General features: G+C 71.3%; 17 protein-coding genes. 11 read left to right on the forward strand and 6 right to left on the reverse strand.

The features are described from left to right. Positions 1 to 19 precede the first annotated feature (19 nt). Together HD593_RS00800 and HD593_RS00805 are read right to left on the reverse strand one after the other, a co-directional pair. A complete protein-coding gene (locus tag HD593_RS00800; protein WP_185100225.1) occupies positions 20 to 595 on the reverse strand; it encodes an NADPH-dependent FMN reductase in 576 nt (191 codons plus the stop codon). Positions 596 to 647: 52 nt separating this feature from the next. Then, positions 648 to 857 carry a hypothetical protein gene (locus HD593_RS00805; protein WP_185100226.1) on the reverse strand — a complete coding sequence of 70 codons (210 nt, stop codon included), beginning with the start codon at positions 855 to 857 and terminating at the stop codon, positions 648 to 650. Positions 858 to 876: 19 nt separating this feature from the next. On the opposite strand from HD593_RS00805, the gene HD593_RS00810 reads away from it, so the two are divergent. The 4 genes from HD593_RS00810 (at position 877) to HD593_RS00820 (ending at position 2,641) form a co-directional block, all read left to right on the forward strand. After that, positions 877 to 1,308 (forward strand): hypothetical protein, encoded by a 432-nt coding sequence (locus HD593_RS00810; RefSeq protein WP_185100227.1) that lies wholly within the window; start codon positions 877 to 879, stop codon positions 1,306 to 1,308. A gap of 2 nt (positions 1,309 to 1,310) precedes the next feature. Further along, on the forward strand, positions 1,311 to 1,433 hold the full coding sequence (locus HD593_RS63160) for a hypothetical protein (RefSeq protein WP_281402439.1): 123 nt from the start codon (positions 1,311 to 1,313) through the stop codon (positions 1,431 to 1,433). Positions 1,434 to 1,481: 48 nt separating this feature from the next. After that, the gene (locus HD593_RS00815; protein ID WP_221524556.1) at positions 1,482 to 1,925 is read left to right on the forward strand and encodes a GNAT family N-acetyltransferase; all 444 of its coding nucleotides are present in this window, start codon (positions 1,482 to 1,484) and stop codon (positions 1,923 to 1,925) included. A gap of 224 nt (positions 1,926 to 2,149) precedes the next feature. Next, complete coding sequence (locus HD593_RS00820; RefSeq protein ID WP_185100228.1) at positions 2,150 to 2,641, forward strand: CAP family protein; 492 nt, start codon at positions 2,150 to 2,152, stop codon at positions 2,639 to 2,641. 3 nt (positions 2,642 to 2,644) lie between these two features. On the opposite strand, the gene HD593_RS00825 is transcribed toward HD593_RS00820, so the two are convergent. The 3 genes from HD593_RS00825 to HD593_RS00835 form a co-directional block, all read right to left on the reverse strand. Beyond that, the gene (locus tag HD593_RS00825) at positions 2,645 to 3,433 is read right to left on the reverse strand and encodes an SAM-dependent methyltransferase (RefSeq protein ID WP_185100229.1); all 789 of its coding nucleotides are present in this window, start codon (positions 3,431 to 3,433) and stop codon (positions 2,645 to 2,647) included. Between the two features lie 102 nt (positions 3,434 to 3,535). Further along, a complete protein-coding gene (locus HD593_RS63165; protein WP_185100230.1) occupies positions 3,536 to 4,969 on the reverse strand; it encodes an RICIN domain-containing protein in 1,434 nt (477 codons plus the stop codon). Positions 4,970 to 5,074: 105 nt separating this feature from the next. Further along, the gene (locus HD593_RS00835; protein WP_185100231.1) at positions 5,075 to 6,082 is read right to left on the reverse strand and encodes a LacI family DNA-binding transcriptional regulator; all 1,008 of its coding nucleotides are present in this window, start codon (positions 6,080 to 6,082) and stop codon (positions 5,075 to 5,077) included. 183 nt (positions 6,083 to 6,265) lie between these two features. Here HD593_RS00835 and HD593_RS00840 point away from each other — a divergent pair, with 183 nt between their 5' ends. The 7 genes from HD593_RS00840 (at position 6,266) to HD593_RS00870 (ending at position 15,329) form a co-directional block, all read left to right on the forward strand. After that, a complete protein-coding gene (locus HD593_RS00840) occupies positions 6,266 to 7,180 on the forward strand; it encodes a carbohydrate ABC transporter permease (RefSeq protein ID WP_185100232.1) in 915 nt (304 codons plus the stop codon). A gap of 2 nt (positions 7,181 to 7,182) precedes the next feature. Next, positions 7,183 to 8,052: a carbohydrate ABC transporter permease gene (locus HD593_RS00845; RefSeq protein WP_185111584.1), complete on the forward strand. Its 870-nt coding sequence runs from the start codon at positions 7,183 to 7,185 to the stop codon at positions 8,050 to 8,052. Further along, entirely contained in the window at positions 8,049 to 9,467 is a 1,419-nt protein-coding gene (locus HD593_RS00850; protein WP_185100233.1) for a glycoside hydrolase family 43 protein, read from the forward strand. Before HD593_RS00845 ends, HD593_RS00850 begins: the two co-directional genes overlap by 4 nt. A gap of 6 nt (positions 9,468 to 9,473) precedes the next feature. Continuing rightward, positions 9,474 to 10,766, forward strand: coding sequence for an ABC transporter substrate-binding protein (locus tag HD593_RS00855; RefSeq protein ID WP_185100234.1), 1,293 nt, complete (start codon positions 9,474 to 9,476; stop codon positions 10,764 to 10,766). Beyond that, on the forward strand, positions 10,766 to 11,968 hold the full coding sequence (locus HD593_RS00860) for a pectate lyase family protein (RefSeq protein WP_185100235.1): 1,203 nt from the start codon (positions 10,766 to 10,768) through the stop codon (positions 11,966 to 11,968). Before HD593_RS00855 ends, HD593_RS00860 begins: the two co-directional genes overlap by 1 nt. Beyond that, on the forward strand, positions 11,965 to 13,812 hold the full coding sequence (locus HD593_RS63170) for a pectinesterase family protein (protein ID WP_185100236.1): 1,848 nt from the start codon (positions 11,965 to 11,967) through the stop codon (positions 13,810 to 13,812). Before HD593_RS00860 ends, HD593_RS63170 begins: the two co-directional genes overlap by 4 nt. A 131-nt stretch (positions 13,813 to 13,943) precedes the next feature. Further along, positions 13,944 to 15,329 carry a PLL family lectin gene (locus tag HD593_RS00870; protein ID WP_185100237.1) on the forward strand — a complete coding sequence of 462 codons (1,386 nt, stop codon included), beginning with the start codon at positions 13,944 to 13,946 and terminating at the stop codon, positions 15,327 to 15,329. A 120-nt stretch (positions 15,330 to 15,449) separates the two neighbouring features. Here the strand turns inward: HD593_RS00870 and HD593_RS00875 are convergent, their stop codons facing one another. Then, complete coding sequence (locus tag HD593_RS00875) at positions 15,450 to 16,784, reverse strand: hypothetical protein (protein ID WP_185100238.1); 1,335 nt, start codon at positions 16,782 to 16,784, stop codon at positions 15,450 to 15,452. Positions 16,785 to 16,894 lie beyond the last annotated feature (110 nt).

The raw sequence follows: 16,894 nt of genomic DNA on the forward strand, positions 1-16,894 counted from the left end.
AGTGATCCCTTCAAGACCTTCAGGAGACGTAGGGCTGGTTGCGCCGTCCCTCGCGCAGCGCGCGGCCCCACCAGGCGAGCTGGTCGAGCATGGCCGCGATGGCACGCAGGCGGTCGTCGGTGTCGCAGGGACGCCGGCAGCCTTCGTCCATGCCGGCGCCCAGCAGGTCGACGCCCACCCAGTCGCGCATGGTGACGGCGTGCAGGGCGGTGAAGACGGTACGGAGCTGCTCGACGGCGTAGTGGCCGCACGAGCCGGAGCCGTAGGCGACGATGCCGACCGGCTTGGCCTGCCACTCGTCATAGGCGTAGTCGATCGCCTGCTTGAGCGAGGCGGGGAAGCTGCGGTTGTACTCGGGGGTGACCACGACGAACGCGTCCGCGGCGGAGACGCCGGCGGCGAACTGCCGCATGGGCGGTGTCGCCTGCTCCGGGTAGCTGGCCGGGAAGGCGTACGAGGCCAGGTCGAGCACCTCGACGGCGAGGTCGTCGCGCAGGCGCGCCCGCTCGGCGAACCACGCGCCGACCGTGTCGCAGACGCGGCCCGCCCGGGTGCTGCCGATGATCACCGTGACGTTCAGCGGCTCGTCCGTCATGGGCGTCCACCCCCTTCATCCAGGAGGCGCTAGACGGGCCGCTAGATCGGATCTAGCGGAAGCCCCGCGCGCGTACGGGGACGAGCGGTGGTGGGTGCTCCTGGTCCCGATGGCGGTCGCGGCCGGGCTCGCCCTGGTCGCGTACGCCGTCTCCGCCCGCCGTGACCTGGGCGCGGGCCTGCTGCCCGAACGCCCGGCACCCGCGCGGCCTGATCGGGCTGGCCTGGCGGTTGTACGGAAGCCAGACGATCTCGTGGACCATCACTCTGGGAGTGGCCTCGGTGGGCGTGGGCTGGGTGTCGGCCTCGTTCGACGTCGGCTCGCTCACGGGCGAGACCCTGCTGGAGATCTTCACGTACGTGTTCTGCCTGGTCGTCGCGTGCCTGGCCGTGACCGGGGCGCTGCGCACGCTCCGCGAGGAGAGCCGCGGCAGGGCGTCCGCCCTGCTGGCCACCGCCACCGGCAGGGCTCGCTGGCTGTCCGGGCACCTCGTGCTCGGCCTGGCCGCGCCCGCCGCCATGCTGCTGGCCGTCGGCGCGGGCACGGGCGCGGGTCACGCGCTCGGCAGCGGCCTGCCCGGCGTCATCGGCGCCCAGCTCGGGACGGCGTTGTCGTTCGCGCCCGCCGCCTGGGCCGTCGCGGGCGTCGCAATCGCCGCGTACGGCCTGCGCCCCCGCGCCGCCGTTCCAGCGGCCGCGCCACCAAGGAGCTGACCGTGCCGTCGAAGGCGCGGGCGGGCAGCAGGACCGTCACCGTCAGGGTCGGCGGCAAGACCGCCACGGCGTCGTTCACCGTCGTCGCCCCGCAGAAGCAGGAGCGCCACGACCGCCGCCGGTAGCCAGGGAAGGGGGGTGGGCCCCCGGCCCACCTCCTACGCTTGCTCGTCGTGGACATCCGCACCAGAACCCAGGACGACCTGGCCGCCTGCGTCGAGGCCCTGGCCGAGGTCCAGGCCGCCGACCGCTACCCCGTGCACTGGCCGGACGACCCGGCCGCCTGGCTGACCCCCGGCGGCATGACCGGCGCCTGGATCGCGGCCGAGGCGGGCACGGTGCTCGGCCACGTGGCGCTCACCCTGGACCTGGAGGTCAGCCGCCTGTTCGTCACGCCCGCCGCCCGGGGACGCGGCGTGGCCGCCCGGCTGCTGGAGGCGGCCCGCGCGTCCACCCCGCTGCCGCTCAAGCTGGAGGTCTCTTCGGAGGGGCGGGCCGCCATCAGGTTCTACGAGCGTTCCGGCTGGCGTCGGGTAGGCAGCACCCGCGCGGACTGGCTGAACGCGGCCGGCGAGCCGGCGTTGTTGTACCACTACGTGAGCCCGCCGGGGCACTGAAGGCACGCGGCAAATAGGGCCTTGCCCGGCCTCCCGGGCCGGCGCATACTTCGCGCGGAGCCAGTTGCCAGCCACGCCCGGCGCAGCAGTGGGGGGCCACAGAGCGCGCCGCGCGTCGGTGTCACACGTGCCGGTCGCGTACGTCCGCTCCGGCGCGTGAGGAGGGACAGCATGCCCGTCCGGGTCATGCTGGCATGCGCTCGATCATCACGGAGGTGACTCTGATGGGAGTCCGTCCAGCGCTGCCCGACAGCACCACGGAGGCTTTCATAGCCGAAGCACTCGCCGCGGCGAACGCCTACCGGGACAAGCACCACGCGCCACCGCTGACCGTGGACCACGAGCTCACGGAGTACGCCAAGAGCCGGGCCTCCACCCGGTCGGAGTCGAAGGCGCTGGACGCCGGCCACGACGGCCTGCGCTCCGGCACCGGTGAGAACATCTACTGGGGTGCCGACACGGAGTCCACGCCGGCGAAGGGCTCCACGGCCGTCGCCAGCTGGTACGACGAGATCGAGTACTACGACTTCGACAAGGCCGAGTTCACCCCGGACAGCGGCCACTTCACCCAGCTGGTGTGGAAGGGCAGCACGAAGGTGGGCATCGGCCGGGTCTCGGGGCAGACCCCGGAGGGCATGGAGACCTACATCGTCTTCGTCTTCGAGCCCCCGGGGAACATGAAGGGTGCCTTCGCCGCCAACGTCCTGCGGGCGTGACCCTCAGGGCTTGCGGCCGACACCCGCGTAGTAGACGGCTTCCCGGTCGCCGTACAGGGTCTCGGGCGTGGGCCGCCAGCGCGGCAGCGGCACCACGCCCGGCTCCAGCAGTTCCAGCCCGTCGAAGAAGGAGGTGACCTCCTCCAGCGTGCGCAGCGTCATCGGGCTGCCGCCGCTCTCGTTCCAGTGCCGCACCCCCTCTTCGAGCTGCTTGCCCACGAGCCCGTGGGAGAGGACGAGATGGCTGCCGGGCGCCATGGCGGACATCAGCTCGCCGATGATCGTGCGGGCGGCGCCGGTGCCGGGCACGAAGTCGATGACGCCGAGCAGCATCAGGCCGATCGGGCGGCCGAGGTCGAGCAGCTCGGCGGCCGAGGCGAGGATCTTGCCGGGGTCGCGGAGGTCGCCGTCCACGAAGACGGTGCTGCCGGCCGGGGCGGCGCGCAGCAGCTCGCGGGCGTGGGCCAGGACCGTCGGGTCGTTGTCGACGTACACGACCCGGCTGTCCGGGGCCACCGACCGGGCCACCTGGTGGGTGTTGTCCGCGGTCGGGATGCCGGTGCCGATGTCGAGGAACTGGCGGACGCCCGCCTCGCCGGCCAGGTGGCGAACGGCGCGGCCGAGGAACTCCCTGTTGGCCCGCGCCAGCACCGGCAGGTCGGGGACGGCGGCGAGGATCTGCTCGCTGACGATGCGGTCGATCTCGTAGTGGTCGTGGCCGCCGAGCCACAGGTCGTAGATGCGGGCGGGGCTGGGGACGCCGGTGTCTGGATCGAGCGGGCGGTCGGTCATCGGTTCGCGCCTTCCCGGGGGATCGGAGGGGATGCGAGCAGCGTACGCCGGAAGATCGTCCCGGGTGGGGTGCCCGGGCGGCGCGCCCGGACACCCGGTGGCTCAGAGCCCGATGTCGGCCTGCGGCCCCGCGTACGTCCGCAGCAGCGACGGCACGTCGGCCGCCGGGTCGAGCGTGTAGGAGTAGAACGAGCCCGGGGTGAAGGCCGAGCCGCCGGTCTCCTGCTGCCCGCTGCAGCTCACGCAGATGCTGCCGCTCTGCCGGAGCTGGGCGGCGTCGTCACGGTAGTAGGGGTCCTTGACGTTCTCGTAATAGGAGTTCTCGATCACCATCCTGGTGGCGCCGCGCGCGTAGTTGCCGTAGCCGGAGACGTTCTGCAGGTAGTTGTTGTACAGGTGGGCGTAGGCCACGTTGTCGGTGCTGGGGTTGCGGCTGTTGGTGTTGCGGGTCCAGTTGTGGTGGATCGTCATCCGGGAGGTGACGTTCTCGGTCCAGCCGATGCCGAAGGTCTTGTTGTTCTCCGCCAGGATGTTCCAGGACACCGTGAGGTAGCTGGTGTCCTTGCGGCTGTCGATCAGGCCGTCGTTCATCCGGGCGAGGTGGTTGTGGTCGATCCAGACGTGGTGGGCGGTGTCCATCTGGATGGCGTCGTAGTCGTAGGCGTCGTCACCCGGGTCGTCGTCGGCCATGCGGGTGTCGCGGATGGTCAGGTTGCGGATGATCACGTTGCTGACGCCTTCCCCGAGGAAGAAGCCGCCGTTGACGATGTGGCCGCTGGTGCCGACGCCGACGATGGTCTTGTTCGAGGCGACCCTGATCTCGGTGCCGTACGGGCTGACGGTGATCGCGCCGTTCACCCTGATCACGTACGGCGCGCTCGCGGTGGCGTACCTGACGAGATCGGCGTAGTTGTTCACGGTCACCGTGGCGCCGCCCGCGCCGCCGGTGGTGCCGCCGCCGGTGGAGGCGAAGCCGTCGGCGGTGTTCGGCCAGGTCCGGCCGCCGCCTGCGGTCTCGAAGGCCCACTGCTTGTTGCTGTTGGCGGTGCAGGTCTCCTGGATGACGGCGGCGCCGTCGGCGGTGGAGGCGCCCTGGTCGCTCATGCACAGGCCGGTGGCGTTGCTGATCACCTGGTACGTCCCGCTGCCCGAGGCGGCGAACCGCCAGAGCTGGTTGCTCTTCAGCCCGTCGCCGCAGCCCCACTGCTGCAGCCGCAGCCCGGAGGTGGCCGCGCCGTTGGGCACGTCGAGACATCGCCCGCTGTTGACGTTGCGCAGGGTGAAAACCCCCGGCGACCCGGCCGAAACCACGGTGAACCGCTGCCAGGTGTCACCGGAACAGCCCCACTGCTGCATCAGCGCGCCGTTGTCCTTGGAGCCGCCGACCACGTCCAGGCACTTGCCGCTCTTGGTCACCTTGAGCTGATACACCCCGCCGGCCACCGGTGTAGCGGCTCTGGCCTGCGACGACGGCGAGAAAACCACTGCCGCCGCGGCCGCGAGCAGGGCGACGCCCGCGGATCTGAGCTTGGGCATCCGCACTCTCCTTCCTCTCGGCCCCAGAGGAAGCACCAGGCGCTTTATGTATGTCAAGCAAACAAATTCACAGCCGCCGAAAACCCGTGGTGGCGCGTGAAACTTTCATCGCGGCGCGGTGCTGGAGCGCACCACGAGCGTGGTGGGCAGCTCGACCCGCTGCGGCGCCTCGCCCGACAGCAGCGCGCCCAGCGCTACGGAGCCCAGGTCAGGCCAGGGTTGGCGGACCGTCGTGAGCGCCGGCGTGACGTGCGCGGCGGCCCACGAGTCGTCGAAGCCCACCACGCTCACGTCGTCGGGCACCCGCAGGCCGTGCTCGGCCAGCGCCTGGTAGACCCCGACCGCCATCGCGTCCGAGCAGGTGAAGATCGCGGTGGGCGGTTCGGCGCCGAGCAACTCGCGAGTGGCGGCCAGCCCGCCGTCGCGCTGGAAGTAGCCGCACACCTCCCAGCGCGGGTCGATCCGCAGCCCGGCCGCGGCCATGGCCTCCCGGTAGCCGGCCAGCCGCTCGATCGCGCAGGGCACGCCGGGGCGGCCCGTGACGATCGCGACGCGCTCGTGGCCGAGGCCGATCAGGTGCTCGGTGGCCTCACGGGCGCCGTCCCGGTTGGCCGCGGCCACGACCGAGAGCCCGGCCGGCGGCTTGCGCCGGGGGTCGACGATCACCGCGGGGATGCCGTGGTCGGTCAGCCAGGCCCGCTGGGTGGCGGTCGGCGACGTACGCACCAGCAGCACGCCCGCGCTGTCCCGGGCGCCGATCCGGTCCAGCCAGGCCGGCGGCGGCTGGCCGTTCTTGGTCCGGCCGACCACGGCGGAGACGATCAGGTCCACGCCGAGCCGCCAGGCCGCGTCCTCCACGCCGCCGAGAATGGCCAGCGCGTACGGCGAGTCGAGCCCCTGCAGCATGACGTCGACCATGCTGCCCCGCGTCGGCCGGACCCGCTGTCGCGGGTAGCCGCGGCGCTCCAGCACCTCCGCGACCAGGCGTCTCGTGTGCTGCGACACGTCGGATCGGCCGTTCAGCGCCTTGGAAACGGTTGCAACCGAAACCCCGGCCTCGCGGGCGATCACCGCCAGCTTCGGTAGCGGGGCGGGGGAGTCGGGGGCGGTCATGTCCCCACTCTGCTCCGAAGGGCGGGGATAAGGCCAGGCCATGCCAGCGAAAATTTCGAAATTTCGGCGTTTGCCCTGATAGTGGCGCCTGCCTGGTTCACATGCCATTGACGTTGCGTTCGCGCTAACGCAACGTTTCCTGCAACCGATTGCAGACCGGCACCACGCGAAGGAGTCCGTTACGTGGCCGTCGTCTCGGCGCCCCCGCCCCGCACCCGACCCCGCCGAGCAGGCACGCTGACCCCGTACTGGCTGATCGCCCCGTCGGTGGTGGCGATGCTCGGGTTCCTCGTCTACCCGATGCTCAGCGTCCTGTACTACAGCCTGCAGCACTACAACGTGACCCAGCCCTGGGACAACGGTTTCGCCGGGCTGGAGAACTTCCGCAGGCTGCTGTTCGAGGACCCGATCTTCTGGCAGAGCCTCGGGTTCAGCGTCAAGTGGGTGGCCGTCGAGGTCGTGCTGCAGTTCCTGCTCGGGCTCGCGCTCGCGCTGATCGTCAACGAGAGCTTCATCGGCCGCGCGATCTCCCGGGCGCTGGTCTTCTCGCCGTGGGCCGTCTCCGGCGTGCTCACCACCGCGATCTGGGTGCTGCTCTACAACCCGTTCACCGGCATGTCCCGCTACCTCGCCGACCTGGGCCTCATGGAGTACGGCGCCGCCCCGCTGGCGAACCCGGACACCGTGTTCTGGGCCGCGGTGGTGGCCGAGCTCTGGCGCGGGGTGCCGTTCTTCGCGATCCTGCTCCTGGCCGACCTGCAGTCGGTGTCGAAGGAGCTGTACGAGGCCGCCTCCGTGGACGGCGCGAGCCGCATCCGCCGCTTCTTCCACATCACGCTGCCCCACCTGCGCGACGCGATCATCCTGTCCACGCTGCTGCGCTGCGTGTGGGAGTTCAACAACGTGGACCTGCTCTACACGCTGACCGGCGGCGGCCCGGCCCACCAGACCACCACGCTGCCGCTGTACGTGGCCGCGCTGGCGGCCCAGTCGCACGACTTCGGCTACGCCACGGCGCTGACCACCGTGGCGTTCCTCATCCTGACCTTCTTCTCGATCGCGTACCTGCGCCTGAGCAAGTTCGGAGCGAAGTCGTGACCATGGTGACGGAACGACCCGTGGCCGCCCTCCAGAAGGAGGCCCCCGCACCCGCGGCGCCGGGCAACCGGGTGCCGCGCTGGCAGATCTACGTCCCGCTGGCCCTGTACCTGCTGTTCACGCTGGTGCCGTTCTACTGGATGCTGGTCTTCGCGTTCAGGCCGGCCGGCTCGACGGCGATCTTCCCGTGGCCGATCACGCTCCAGCACTTCGACACGGTCTGGAACGGGATGGGGTTCGCCGTCTTCTTCCGGAACAGCCTCATGGTCGGCGTCGCCTCGCTGGTCGCGACCACGGTGGTGGCGCTGGCCGGCGGGTACGCCCTGGCCCGCTACTCCTTCCGCGGCAAGGGCGCGTTCATGGTCGGGATGCTCTGCACGCAGTTCATCCCCGGCGCCCTGATGATCATCCCGCTGTTCGAGATCTTCCGCACGCTGGACCTGACGAACTCGCTCTGGAGCCTCGTCATCGCCGAGACGGTCTTCCAGCTCCCGCTCTCGCTCATCCTGATCAGCGGCTTCATCCGCAACATCCCGTACGAGCTGGAGCAGGCCGCCTGGGTGGACGGCTGCTCCCGGCTGCGCGGCTTCCTGGCCATCGTGCTGCCCCTGCTGCGGCCCGCGCTGGTCGCGGTCGGCTCGTTCGCCTTCATCCACAGCTGGAACAACTTCCTTTTCGCCCTCATGTTCATCAACGACCAGGAGAAGTTCACCGTGCCCGTGGGCCTGGCCTACAACCTCGGCGAGAACAGCGTCGACTTCGGCGCCCTCGCCGCCGGCGGCGTCGTCGCCGCACTGCCCGTCGTCATCGTCTTCGCCTTCATCCAGCGTTACCTCGTCCAGGGGATGTCCGCCGGGGCGGTGAAGGGATGACCGCCCAGACCTACCGCAACCCGGTGCTCAACGCCGACTGGTCCGACCCCGACGTGATCCGCGTCGGCGACGACTTCTACCTGACGGCCTCCACCTTCACCAAGGTGCCGGGGCTGCCGATCCTGCACTCGCGCGACCTGGTCAACTGGACGATCATCGGCCACGCGTACACGCGGGGTCACGACGACGTCCGGCCCGGCTGCGGGGTGTGGGCGCCCTCGCTGCGCCACCACGACGGCCGCTTCTGGATCTTCTGGGGAGATCCGGACGTGGGCGTCTGCTGGGTGAGCGCCGAGGACCCGCGCGGCCCGTGGACCGAGCCGCACGTCGTCAAGCCGGGGCTCGGGCTGATCGACGCGTGCCCGCTGTGGGACGAGGACGGGCAGGCGTACCTGGTGCACGGCTGGGCGAAGAGCCGCGCGGGCGTCAACAACCGGCTCACCCTGCACCGCATGGCGCCCGACGGCAGCACGGTGCTGGACGAGGGCACGCTGGTCATCGACGGCGACCTGCTGCCGGGGTACCGGACGCTGGAAGGGCCCAAGCTCTACAGGCACGACGGCGCGTACTGGATCTTCGCTCCCGCCGGGGGCGTCGAGCAGGGCTGGCAGTCGGTGTTCCGCGCGGAGTCGATCTTCGGTCCGTACGAGGACCGCATCGTGCTGGAGCAGGGCGGCACCGACGTCAACGGCCCGCACCAGGGCGGCTGGGTGGACACCCCGTCCGGCGAGCACTGGTTCATGCACTTCCAGGACCGCGGCCCCTACGGCCGGGTCGTGCACCTGCAGCCCATGGCCTGGGGCGAGGACGGCTGGCCGGTCATGGGCGACGGCGGCGAGCCCGTGGCCGAGTACCGGGTGCCCGTGCCCGGCGGTGAGCCGGCCGCGCCCGCGACGTCCGACGACTTCGCCGGGCCCGGGCTGGGGCTGCAGTGGAGCTGGCAGGCCAACCCCGACCCCTCCTGGTGGGAGCTGAGGGACGGCGCGCTCAGGCTGGCCTGCGTGCCGGGCCCCGACGACCTGCGCGAGCGGCCGTCCGTGCTGGGGCAGCGGCTGCCCGGCGTGCCCTGCACGGTCACGGTCACCCTCACCCTGGCGGGCGAGGGCAGGGCGGGGCTGGCCGTGGTGGGGGACACCGCCGCGTCCGTCGGCCTGGAGCGCACCGCCGACGGCAAGCTCGTCCTGGTCTGCGGCGACACGGAGCCGGTCCCGGTCGAGCAGGACGGGCCCGTCACGCTCGGCGCGCGGGTGGGCGAGGGCGCGCTGGTCACGTTCCTGGCCGGCGGCCGGGACGTGGGCGCGCCCTTCCAGGCCACGCAGGGCCGATGGGTGGGGGCCGTGCTCGGCCTCTTCGCCGCGGGGGACGGCACCGGCGAAGCGATCTTCGAGGCGTTCACCGTGGACATCGAAAGGTAGAGGCACATGAGACGACACGCGCCGATGGCCGCCGTCGTGCTGGCGGCCGTCCTGGCCGCCGGTTGCGGCTCGGGCGGCGGTACCGAGGACGGCAGGACCGAGATCACCTTCTGGGACACCAACGCCGGACCCGCGCGCACGCCGGTGTGGCAGCACGCCATCGCCGAGTTCGAGAAGGCCAACCCCACCATCAAGGTCAACTACGTGGGCGTGCCGATCGCGCAGGCGCCGCAGAAGCTCGACACGGCCATCGCCGGCGGCGGCACCCCGGACGTGGCCGACATCTCGACCTCCGGCCTCGGCACGCTGGTGGCCCAGAAGGCGCTCGAACCCGTGGACGAGCGCATCGCCAGGAACCCCGCACTGAACGGCAAGTTCAACGAGGCGCTGCTGACCACGGTCAAGAACGTCGTGCCCGACGGCAAGATGTACATCTACCCGATCTCCACCAACTCCGGCGCGTTCTGGTACCGGAAGGACTGGTTCGAGGAGGCCGGGGTGGAGGCGCCGAAGACCTGGTCGGAGTTCTTCACCGTCGTCGACAGGTTCACCGAGCCGAAGGAGAACCGCTTCGGCTTCACCATCCGCGGCGGCTCCGGCTCCATCGCGCAGATGCTGGAGGTCGTCTACGGCCAGTCGGGCGTCACCGAGTTCTTCGACGCCTCGGGCAAGGCCACGCTGAACGACCCGCGCAACGTGACAGCCCTGGAGAAGTACGCGGGGCTGTACAAGAAGAACACGCCCGAGGGCGACCTGCAGAACGACTACGTCAAGATGGTCGCCCAGTTCGACACCGCGGGCAGCATCGCGATCATGCAGCACAACCTGGGCTCCTACCAGGACCACAAGAAGGCGCTGGGCGACGAGAAGGTGGCCTCCTTCTCCGTGCCCAAGTCCGACACCGGCCCCCAGACCGTGCTGTCGAACCCGGTCGGCGGCGTCGCCGTCTTCTCCGCCAGTGAGAACAAGGAGGCCGCGGCCAAGCTGGCCGAGTTCTTCGCCGCCAAGGAGATGGGTGGCTACCTCGCCGAGCAGACCGGCGTCATCCCGGCCAACACCGACGTGCCCGCTTCGAGCGCCGCGCACATCACCGAGGCACAGCGGGTGCTGAACGACCCGGCGACCAAGGTCGTGCAGATGCCGTACCACCTGCCGGAGTTCAACCAGATCACCAAGACGTGGGCGGAGCCGCAGTTCCAGAAGGTGCTGCTGGGCCAGACCAGCGCCAAGGCGTTCCTGGACGAGTTCGCGGCCAAGCTGACCGAGGCGCAGGCCGGGTACAAGCAGAGGAACGGCTGATGCACGCTGTCGTCGCACTCGCCGTCGCCGCGGTGACGGCCTTACATCCCGCGCCCGACCTCGGCCGGCAGGTGCTCGCGCCGAACGACGGGTGGGCCGCCGCCGAGGGCGGCACCACCGGTGGGTCCGCCGCCCGCCACGCGGTCACCGTACGGACCCGCGAGGAGCTGGCCGCGGCCGTCGCAGGCGACGAGCCGAAGATCGTCTACGTGGAGGGGCGCATAGACGCCGCCGCGAAGAGCTGCGCCGAGTACGCCGACCCCGGGTACGACCTGCAGCGATATCTCGACGCCTACGACCCGGCGCACTGGACGGGACCCGCGTCGGGCCCGCTCGAAGAGGCCCGGAAGGCGTCCGCCGCCAACCAGCGGAAAGACGTCGTGATCACCGTCGGCTCCAACACCACGCTCGTCGGCCGCCGCGGCGCCGAGCTCACCGGCCTCGGCCTGATGATCGACCGGGCCGACAACGTGATCGTCAGGAACCTCGCCGTCCACGACGCCTACGACTGCTTCCCCGTGTGGAGCGGCGGCGACTGGAAGACCGACTACGACAACCTGATGATCTCCGAGTCCACGCACGTGTGGGTGGACCACGTGACGCTGACCGACGGCGACCGCCCCGACCAGGCCGAGCCGTTCTACTTCGGCAAGCGCTTCCTGCACCACGACGGGCTGCTCGACGTCGTCAGGGGCAGCGACCTGGTGACCATCTCCTGGAGCGTGTTCTCCGGGCATGACAAGTCGCTGCTGTGGGGCAACACCGACAACCCCGAGCACGACGCGGGCAAGCTGCGCGTCACCCTGCACCACAACCTGCTGTCGGGGCTCAACCAGCGGGCGCCGCGCGTGCGCCACGGGAAGGTGCACGTCTACAACAACGCGTACGTGGTCCCCGCCGGCACCGACTACCAGTACTCGTGGGGCGTCGGCGTCAACTCCGCCATCTACGCGCAGAACAACACGTTCAGCGGCACCTCCCCCGACAGGATCATCCACGGCTGGGGCGGCACCGCGATCCACGAGGAGGGCACGCTGGTGAACGGCAGGCCGGTGGACGTCCTGGCGGCGTACAACGCCGTCAAGGACCCCGATCTCGGCTCCGACGTGGGCTGGACCCCCGCCCTGCACGGGCGCGTGGACCCGGCGCGGGCCGTGCCCGCCCTGGTCAAGGCCCGGGCCGGCGCCGGGAGGATCTCATGAGGGCGGCAGCGGTCCTCGCCCTGCTCGCGGGGCTGCTCCTGGCGCCCGCGCCCGCCCAGGCCGAGCAGCAGCGGGCCGACGGGTTCGCCGGGCTGAACGCCCTGGGGGTGGACGGCACCACCGGCGGCGCGGCCGGCGAGACCGTGACCGTGGACAACCTGGCCGACCTGGAGCGGTACGCCACGGCCGCCGAGCCGTACGTGATCAAGGTCAGGGGCTCGATCACGATGGAGCCGTACGGCAGGGAGATCGAGGTCGCCTCCGACAAGAGCATCGTCGGCGAGGGTACGGGCGCCGAGCTGGTGCACGGCGGGTTCTTCCTCAACGGCGTGCACAACGTCATCATCCGCAACCTGACGATCCGCGACACGTACGTGCCCGGCGACTGGGACGGCAAGTCCAAGGACTACGACGGCGTTCAGATGGACGGCGCCCACCACGTCTGGATCGACCACAACCACTTCACCCGCACCGGCGACGGGCTGCTCGACATCCGCAAGGACAGCGACTACGTCACCGTCTCCTGGAACGTCTTCAGCGACCACAACAAGGCCGTCGGCGTCGGCTGGACCCCGAACGTGGTCACCAAGGTCACCTTCCACCACAACTGGATCCGCGGCACCCACCAGCGCAACGCCAGCATCGACAACACCGAGGCCGCGCACTGGTACAACAACTACGTCCAGGACACCGCGATGTACGGGACGATGATCCGCGGCGGCGGCAGGCTGGTCGTGGAGAACAGCTACTACCAGGGCGTGCCCGACCCGATCGTGGCCAAGGACCCGGCCTCGCAGGTCGTGCAGCGGGGCAACGTGCTGCGCGACTCGCCCGGCCGCTCGGACAGCGCGGGCACGGCGTTCGACCCGTCCGCCTACTACGCCTACACGCTCGACCCCGCCGAGCGGGTGCCCGGCCTCGTCACCAGGGGCGCGGGCCCGCTCGGCGCGAAGGCCGGCGGGGGCGCGGGCTTGTCCGGCGCTGACGCCGGTAGGGGCGCGGGCTCGCCCGGTGCTGACGCCGGCAGGGGCGCGGGGCGGATCAGCGTCGCGCTCGACGGCACCGGCGACTTCGCCAGCATCCAGGCGGCGGTGGGCGCGGCGCCGCGCGGCGCGGTGATCACCGTCCAGCCGGGCGTCTACCGCGAGATGCCGCGCGTCTGGGCGGGCCGCCGCGACCTGACGATCAGGGGCGCCACCGGCAACCCGGAGGACGTGGTCATCACCTACGACCTGTCCGCCGGCGCCGCGAAGTTCTACGGCGGCACCTGGGGCACCGCACAGAGCGCCACCCTGGCCGTGCTCGCCGACGGCGTCACGGTGCGGGACCTCACGGTCCAGAACGCCACCGACGAGACGGTCAACCCGGGCCCCGCGCCGGCCGTACGAACGGCGGGGGACAGGACCGCGCTCGACGGCGCCAGGCTCCTCGGCAACGGGGGCGTGCTCCAGTCGGACGGCCGCCGCGCCTACCTGCGCGACTGCTACGTGGAGGGAGACGTGGACCTGGTGCGCGGCCAGGGCACGACCGTCCTGGACGGCTGCACGGTCAGGTCGCTCGGCCCCGGCAACGTGCTCGCCGGCGGCACCGTCCTGCTCAACGGCGGCCGGCTGGAGGGCGAGGTCGCGAAGTCGGTCTCGCTGGGCGGCTCGGGCGCGGCCGTCGTCCGCGACGCCTGGCTGGGCGCGCACGTCAAGGACGACCCGTGGACCGGCGAGGGCGGCTTCGCCGAGTACCGCAACACGGGCCCGGGCGCGGCCGTCACGGCCGACCGGCCCCAGCTCACCGACAGGCAGGCCACCAGGCACACCGTGAAGAGGTACCTGGCGGGCTGGCGGCCATGACGTGGCGGCCCGGGCCGGGGGAGCCCGGGCCTGCGGTCTTTACCCGGAGCAATACAGCCGTAGAGTAGTCGTATCAGTACGCCTGGTTACGATGGCGAAGTTCACGCATCCATCACGCCAGGGGGCTGAAAATGACCGATGAGACGCAGGCCGCGAAGATAAGGGTCAACGGGACGGAAGAGAGCGTGCTCGATACCGAGGCCGCTCTGCTGCACGCGCAGGACGACCCGGCGGCCTCGGCCGCCGTGGACGTGGCCGTCGAGACCGAGCTGCTGGAGGACTCCGGGGCACTGGACGCCCGCAGGGAGAGCGAGCGGCAGATCGCCGAGCTGACCTCCAAGGAGCAGGAGCGCGTCCGCGGCGTCCAGCGCGAGCTGCGCACCATGGGCGCCGACGTCTGGCCGGTCGCCAGGTGGTGGGGTTACGAGATCCACCTCAACGAGTCGGCCGCGCTGCTGGCGGCCGAGATCCCGCAGCTCATCGGGGACATCGCGGGCGCGGTGCTGGGCTCGTGGCTGGCCCCGGTCATCGAGCGCTCCGTGCGCGCCAAGGCCGAGTGGATCGCCTCGATCGCCCGGCCGTACGGGGTCAGGCTGGCCTCGCCGTGGACCGCCCCCGGCATGCTCGTCCCGGCCCGCCAGAGCGGCGGCGACACGAGCCTGTACTGGGCGGTTCACGAGCCGGGCGACGGCTGGAGCCCGGACCAGCGGTTCGTCGACCACTTCAGCGTGTCGGGCCCGGCCCTGGCCGAGTTCCAGGACCGGCTGTTCCTCGCTCACCGGGGCGCCGCCGGCGACTCCAGCCTGTGGTGGACGTGCTACGACGCCGAGGAGGGCTGGAGCGACGACCAGATGCTGCCCCGGCACTTCAGCGAGTCGGCCCCGGCGCTGGCCGCCTACGACGGCCGGCTCTACTGCGTGCACCGGGGCAGCCGCGGTGACACCGCGCTGTGGTGGGCCCGCTGGGACGGCTCGTACTGGAGCTCCGACCAGCGCTTCCCGCAGCACCTCAGCGAGACGGCGCCGGCGCTGGCCGCCTACGACGGGCAGCTCTTCTGCGTGCACCGCGGCGCGGGCGACGACCAGGCGCTGTGGTGGACCCGCTTCGACGGCTCCACCTGGAGCCCCGACGAGCGGCTGCCGCAGCACTTCAGCTCCTCCGCCCCGGCGCTGGCCGTCTACCGCGGCCACCTCTACTGCGTGCACCGCGGCGCGGGCGGCGACTCGTCGCTGTGGTGGACCCGCTGGGACGGCTCGCGCTGGAGCCCGGACCAGAGGCTGCCCGGCCACCACACCAACCACGGCCCGTCCCTGACCGTCTACAAGGACCGGCTGTACTGCGTGCACCGCGGCTCCGCCGACCCGAGCCTGTGGTGGAGCAGCTTCAACGGCTCCGGCTGGACCGCCGACGAGCGGCTGCCCCACCACTACAGCGCCGAGGGCCCGGCGATCATCGCCTACCGCGACAAGAACGCCACCCACGACCAGCTCCTGTGCGTGCACCGGGGCATCCGCTAGCAACCGGGGCCGCAGAACTGCCTCAGAACCGCCTCAGAACCGCCTCAGTACTGCCTCAGTACTGCCTCGGAACGGCGAATGCCGGCTCGCGATCCGCGAGCCGGCATTCTCATGCGTGGATCACCAGCCGGCGAGCTGCTCCAGGAACCACTCGATCAGCGGGCGCGACACCGAGGCGTGCTCGGTGTTGGCCGCGTCGCAGCAGAACGCGTCCAGGAACGTCTCGTCCTTCGGCAGGTCCCCGAGGTCCTGGTAGAGGTCCGACTGCCACTGGAACGGGTCCCTGGCCAGCGCGATGGCGCTGACGGACGGCACGAACGCGCTGGCCCTGAACCGGTCCTGGATCGGCAGCCCGACCGCGTCGGCGAGCCTGCCCCAGGAGTCCAGCGTGCCGCCGGGCGCCCCGTCGAACGCGCGCACGTGCGAGGTGGCGCTCGTCCACACCGGGGCGCCGAAGCGTACGGTGCCGACGTTCTGCAGCTCCCCGCCGTCCGGCTGGATCCGGGCCGTGAGCTGCAGCGCCTCGTGCTGCAGGTCGAAGACCGGCGTGCCGGGCGGCAGGTCGGGGCCCGTGCCGTTGCCGGTGCCGTTGGCCAGCCCCAGCTTGTACGGGCGCATCGGGAACCAGCCCACCCTGCGCAGGTCCTCCAGGAACTCCTTGCGCAGCGCGCTGGAGGTGGTGACAGGGCCGGAGTAGTCGGCGCTGTCCACCCAGCCCCACAGGAGCTGCTGCGCGGCCGGGCTGCGGATCAGCTCGGCCTGCCCCGGCCCGCCCGAGCGCGGAGCCAGCGCCTCGTGCAGGTACGCGAGCTGCTGGAGCACCAGCGGGATCCAGGCGCCGAGGTGCGGCGAGTCGAAGGAGAAGTACTTGTCGGTCTGGTGGTCGATCCGCTCGTTCTCCATGCGCGCCAGCGCGTACCGGGTGACGATGCCGCCCATGCTGGCCCCGCCCACGACCAGCGGGTCGTCGCCCCGCCGCTCCTCGATGGCGCGCAGCACGGCGGTGACCGCCACGGCGGCGTTGGCCTGGATCGCGATGTGCCGCTGGTCGAAGCCCAGCAGCACGACGTCGATGCCCATCGTCCTGAGCTGGTCGAGGAAGCCGGGCACCCCCTTCTGGTACGGCTTGTTGAAGTGCCGCCACAGGGCGTCCAGGTCGCTGGGCCCGTAGTTGAAGCCGTCGGCCAGGATCAGCGGCCTGGTCAGGGCGTCGTGCCCCTCGGCCAGGTGCACGGCCGCCCGGCCGGTGGCCGTCTGGCCCTGGTGCGGGCGGTCGCCGACCAGGTCCCAGATCTGGTCGGCGGGGCGGGCCTCGCCCTCGCGCTCCGGCGGGGTGGCGAACCAGACCCCTTGCTGCCCGAGCGCGTCGGCGATCCGCTCGACCTGCTCGGAGGTCAGGCTGCTCTCGATGCCGGAGGCCCTGGTCTCGACGTCGATTCTCGGTTCCTGCGCCATGCTCGATCCTCTCGCTTGCTGAGGGGCCACTGGGGCCACTGAGCACACCATACGATTACTCTCCGTAATAGTCCGCGAACTGGACGTGGTGGCGTGGGGGCGGCGTTTCC

The organism is Nonomuraea rubra, from assembly GCF_014207985.1.
GTDB lineage: Bacteria > Actinomycetota > Actinomycetes > Streptosporangiales > Streptosporangiaceae > Nonomuraea > Nonomuraea rubra.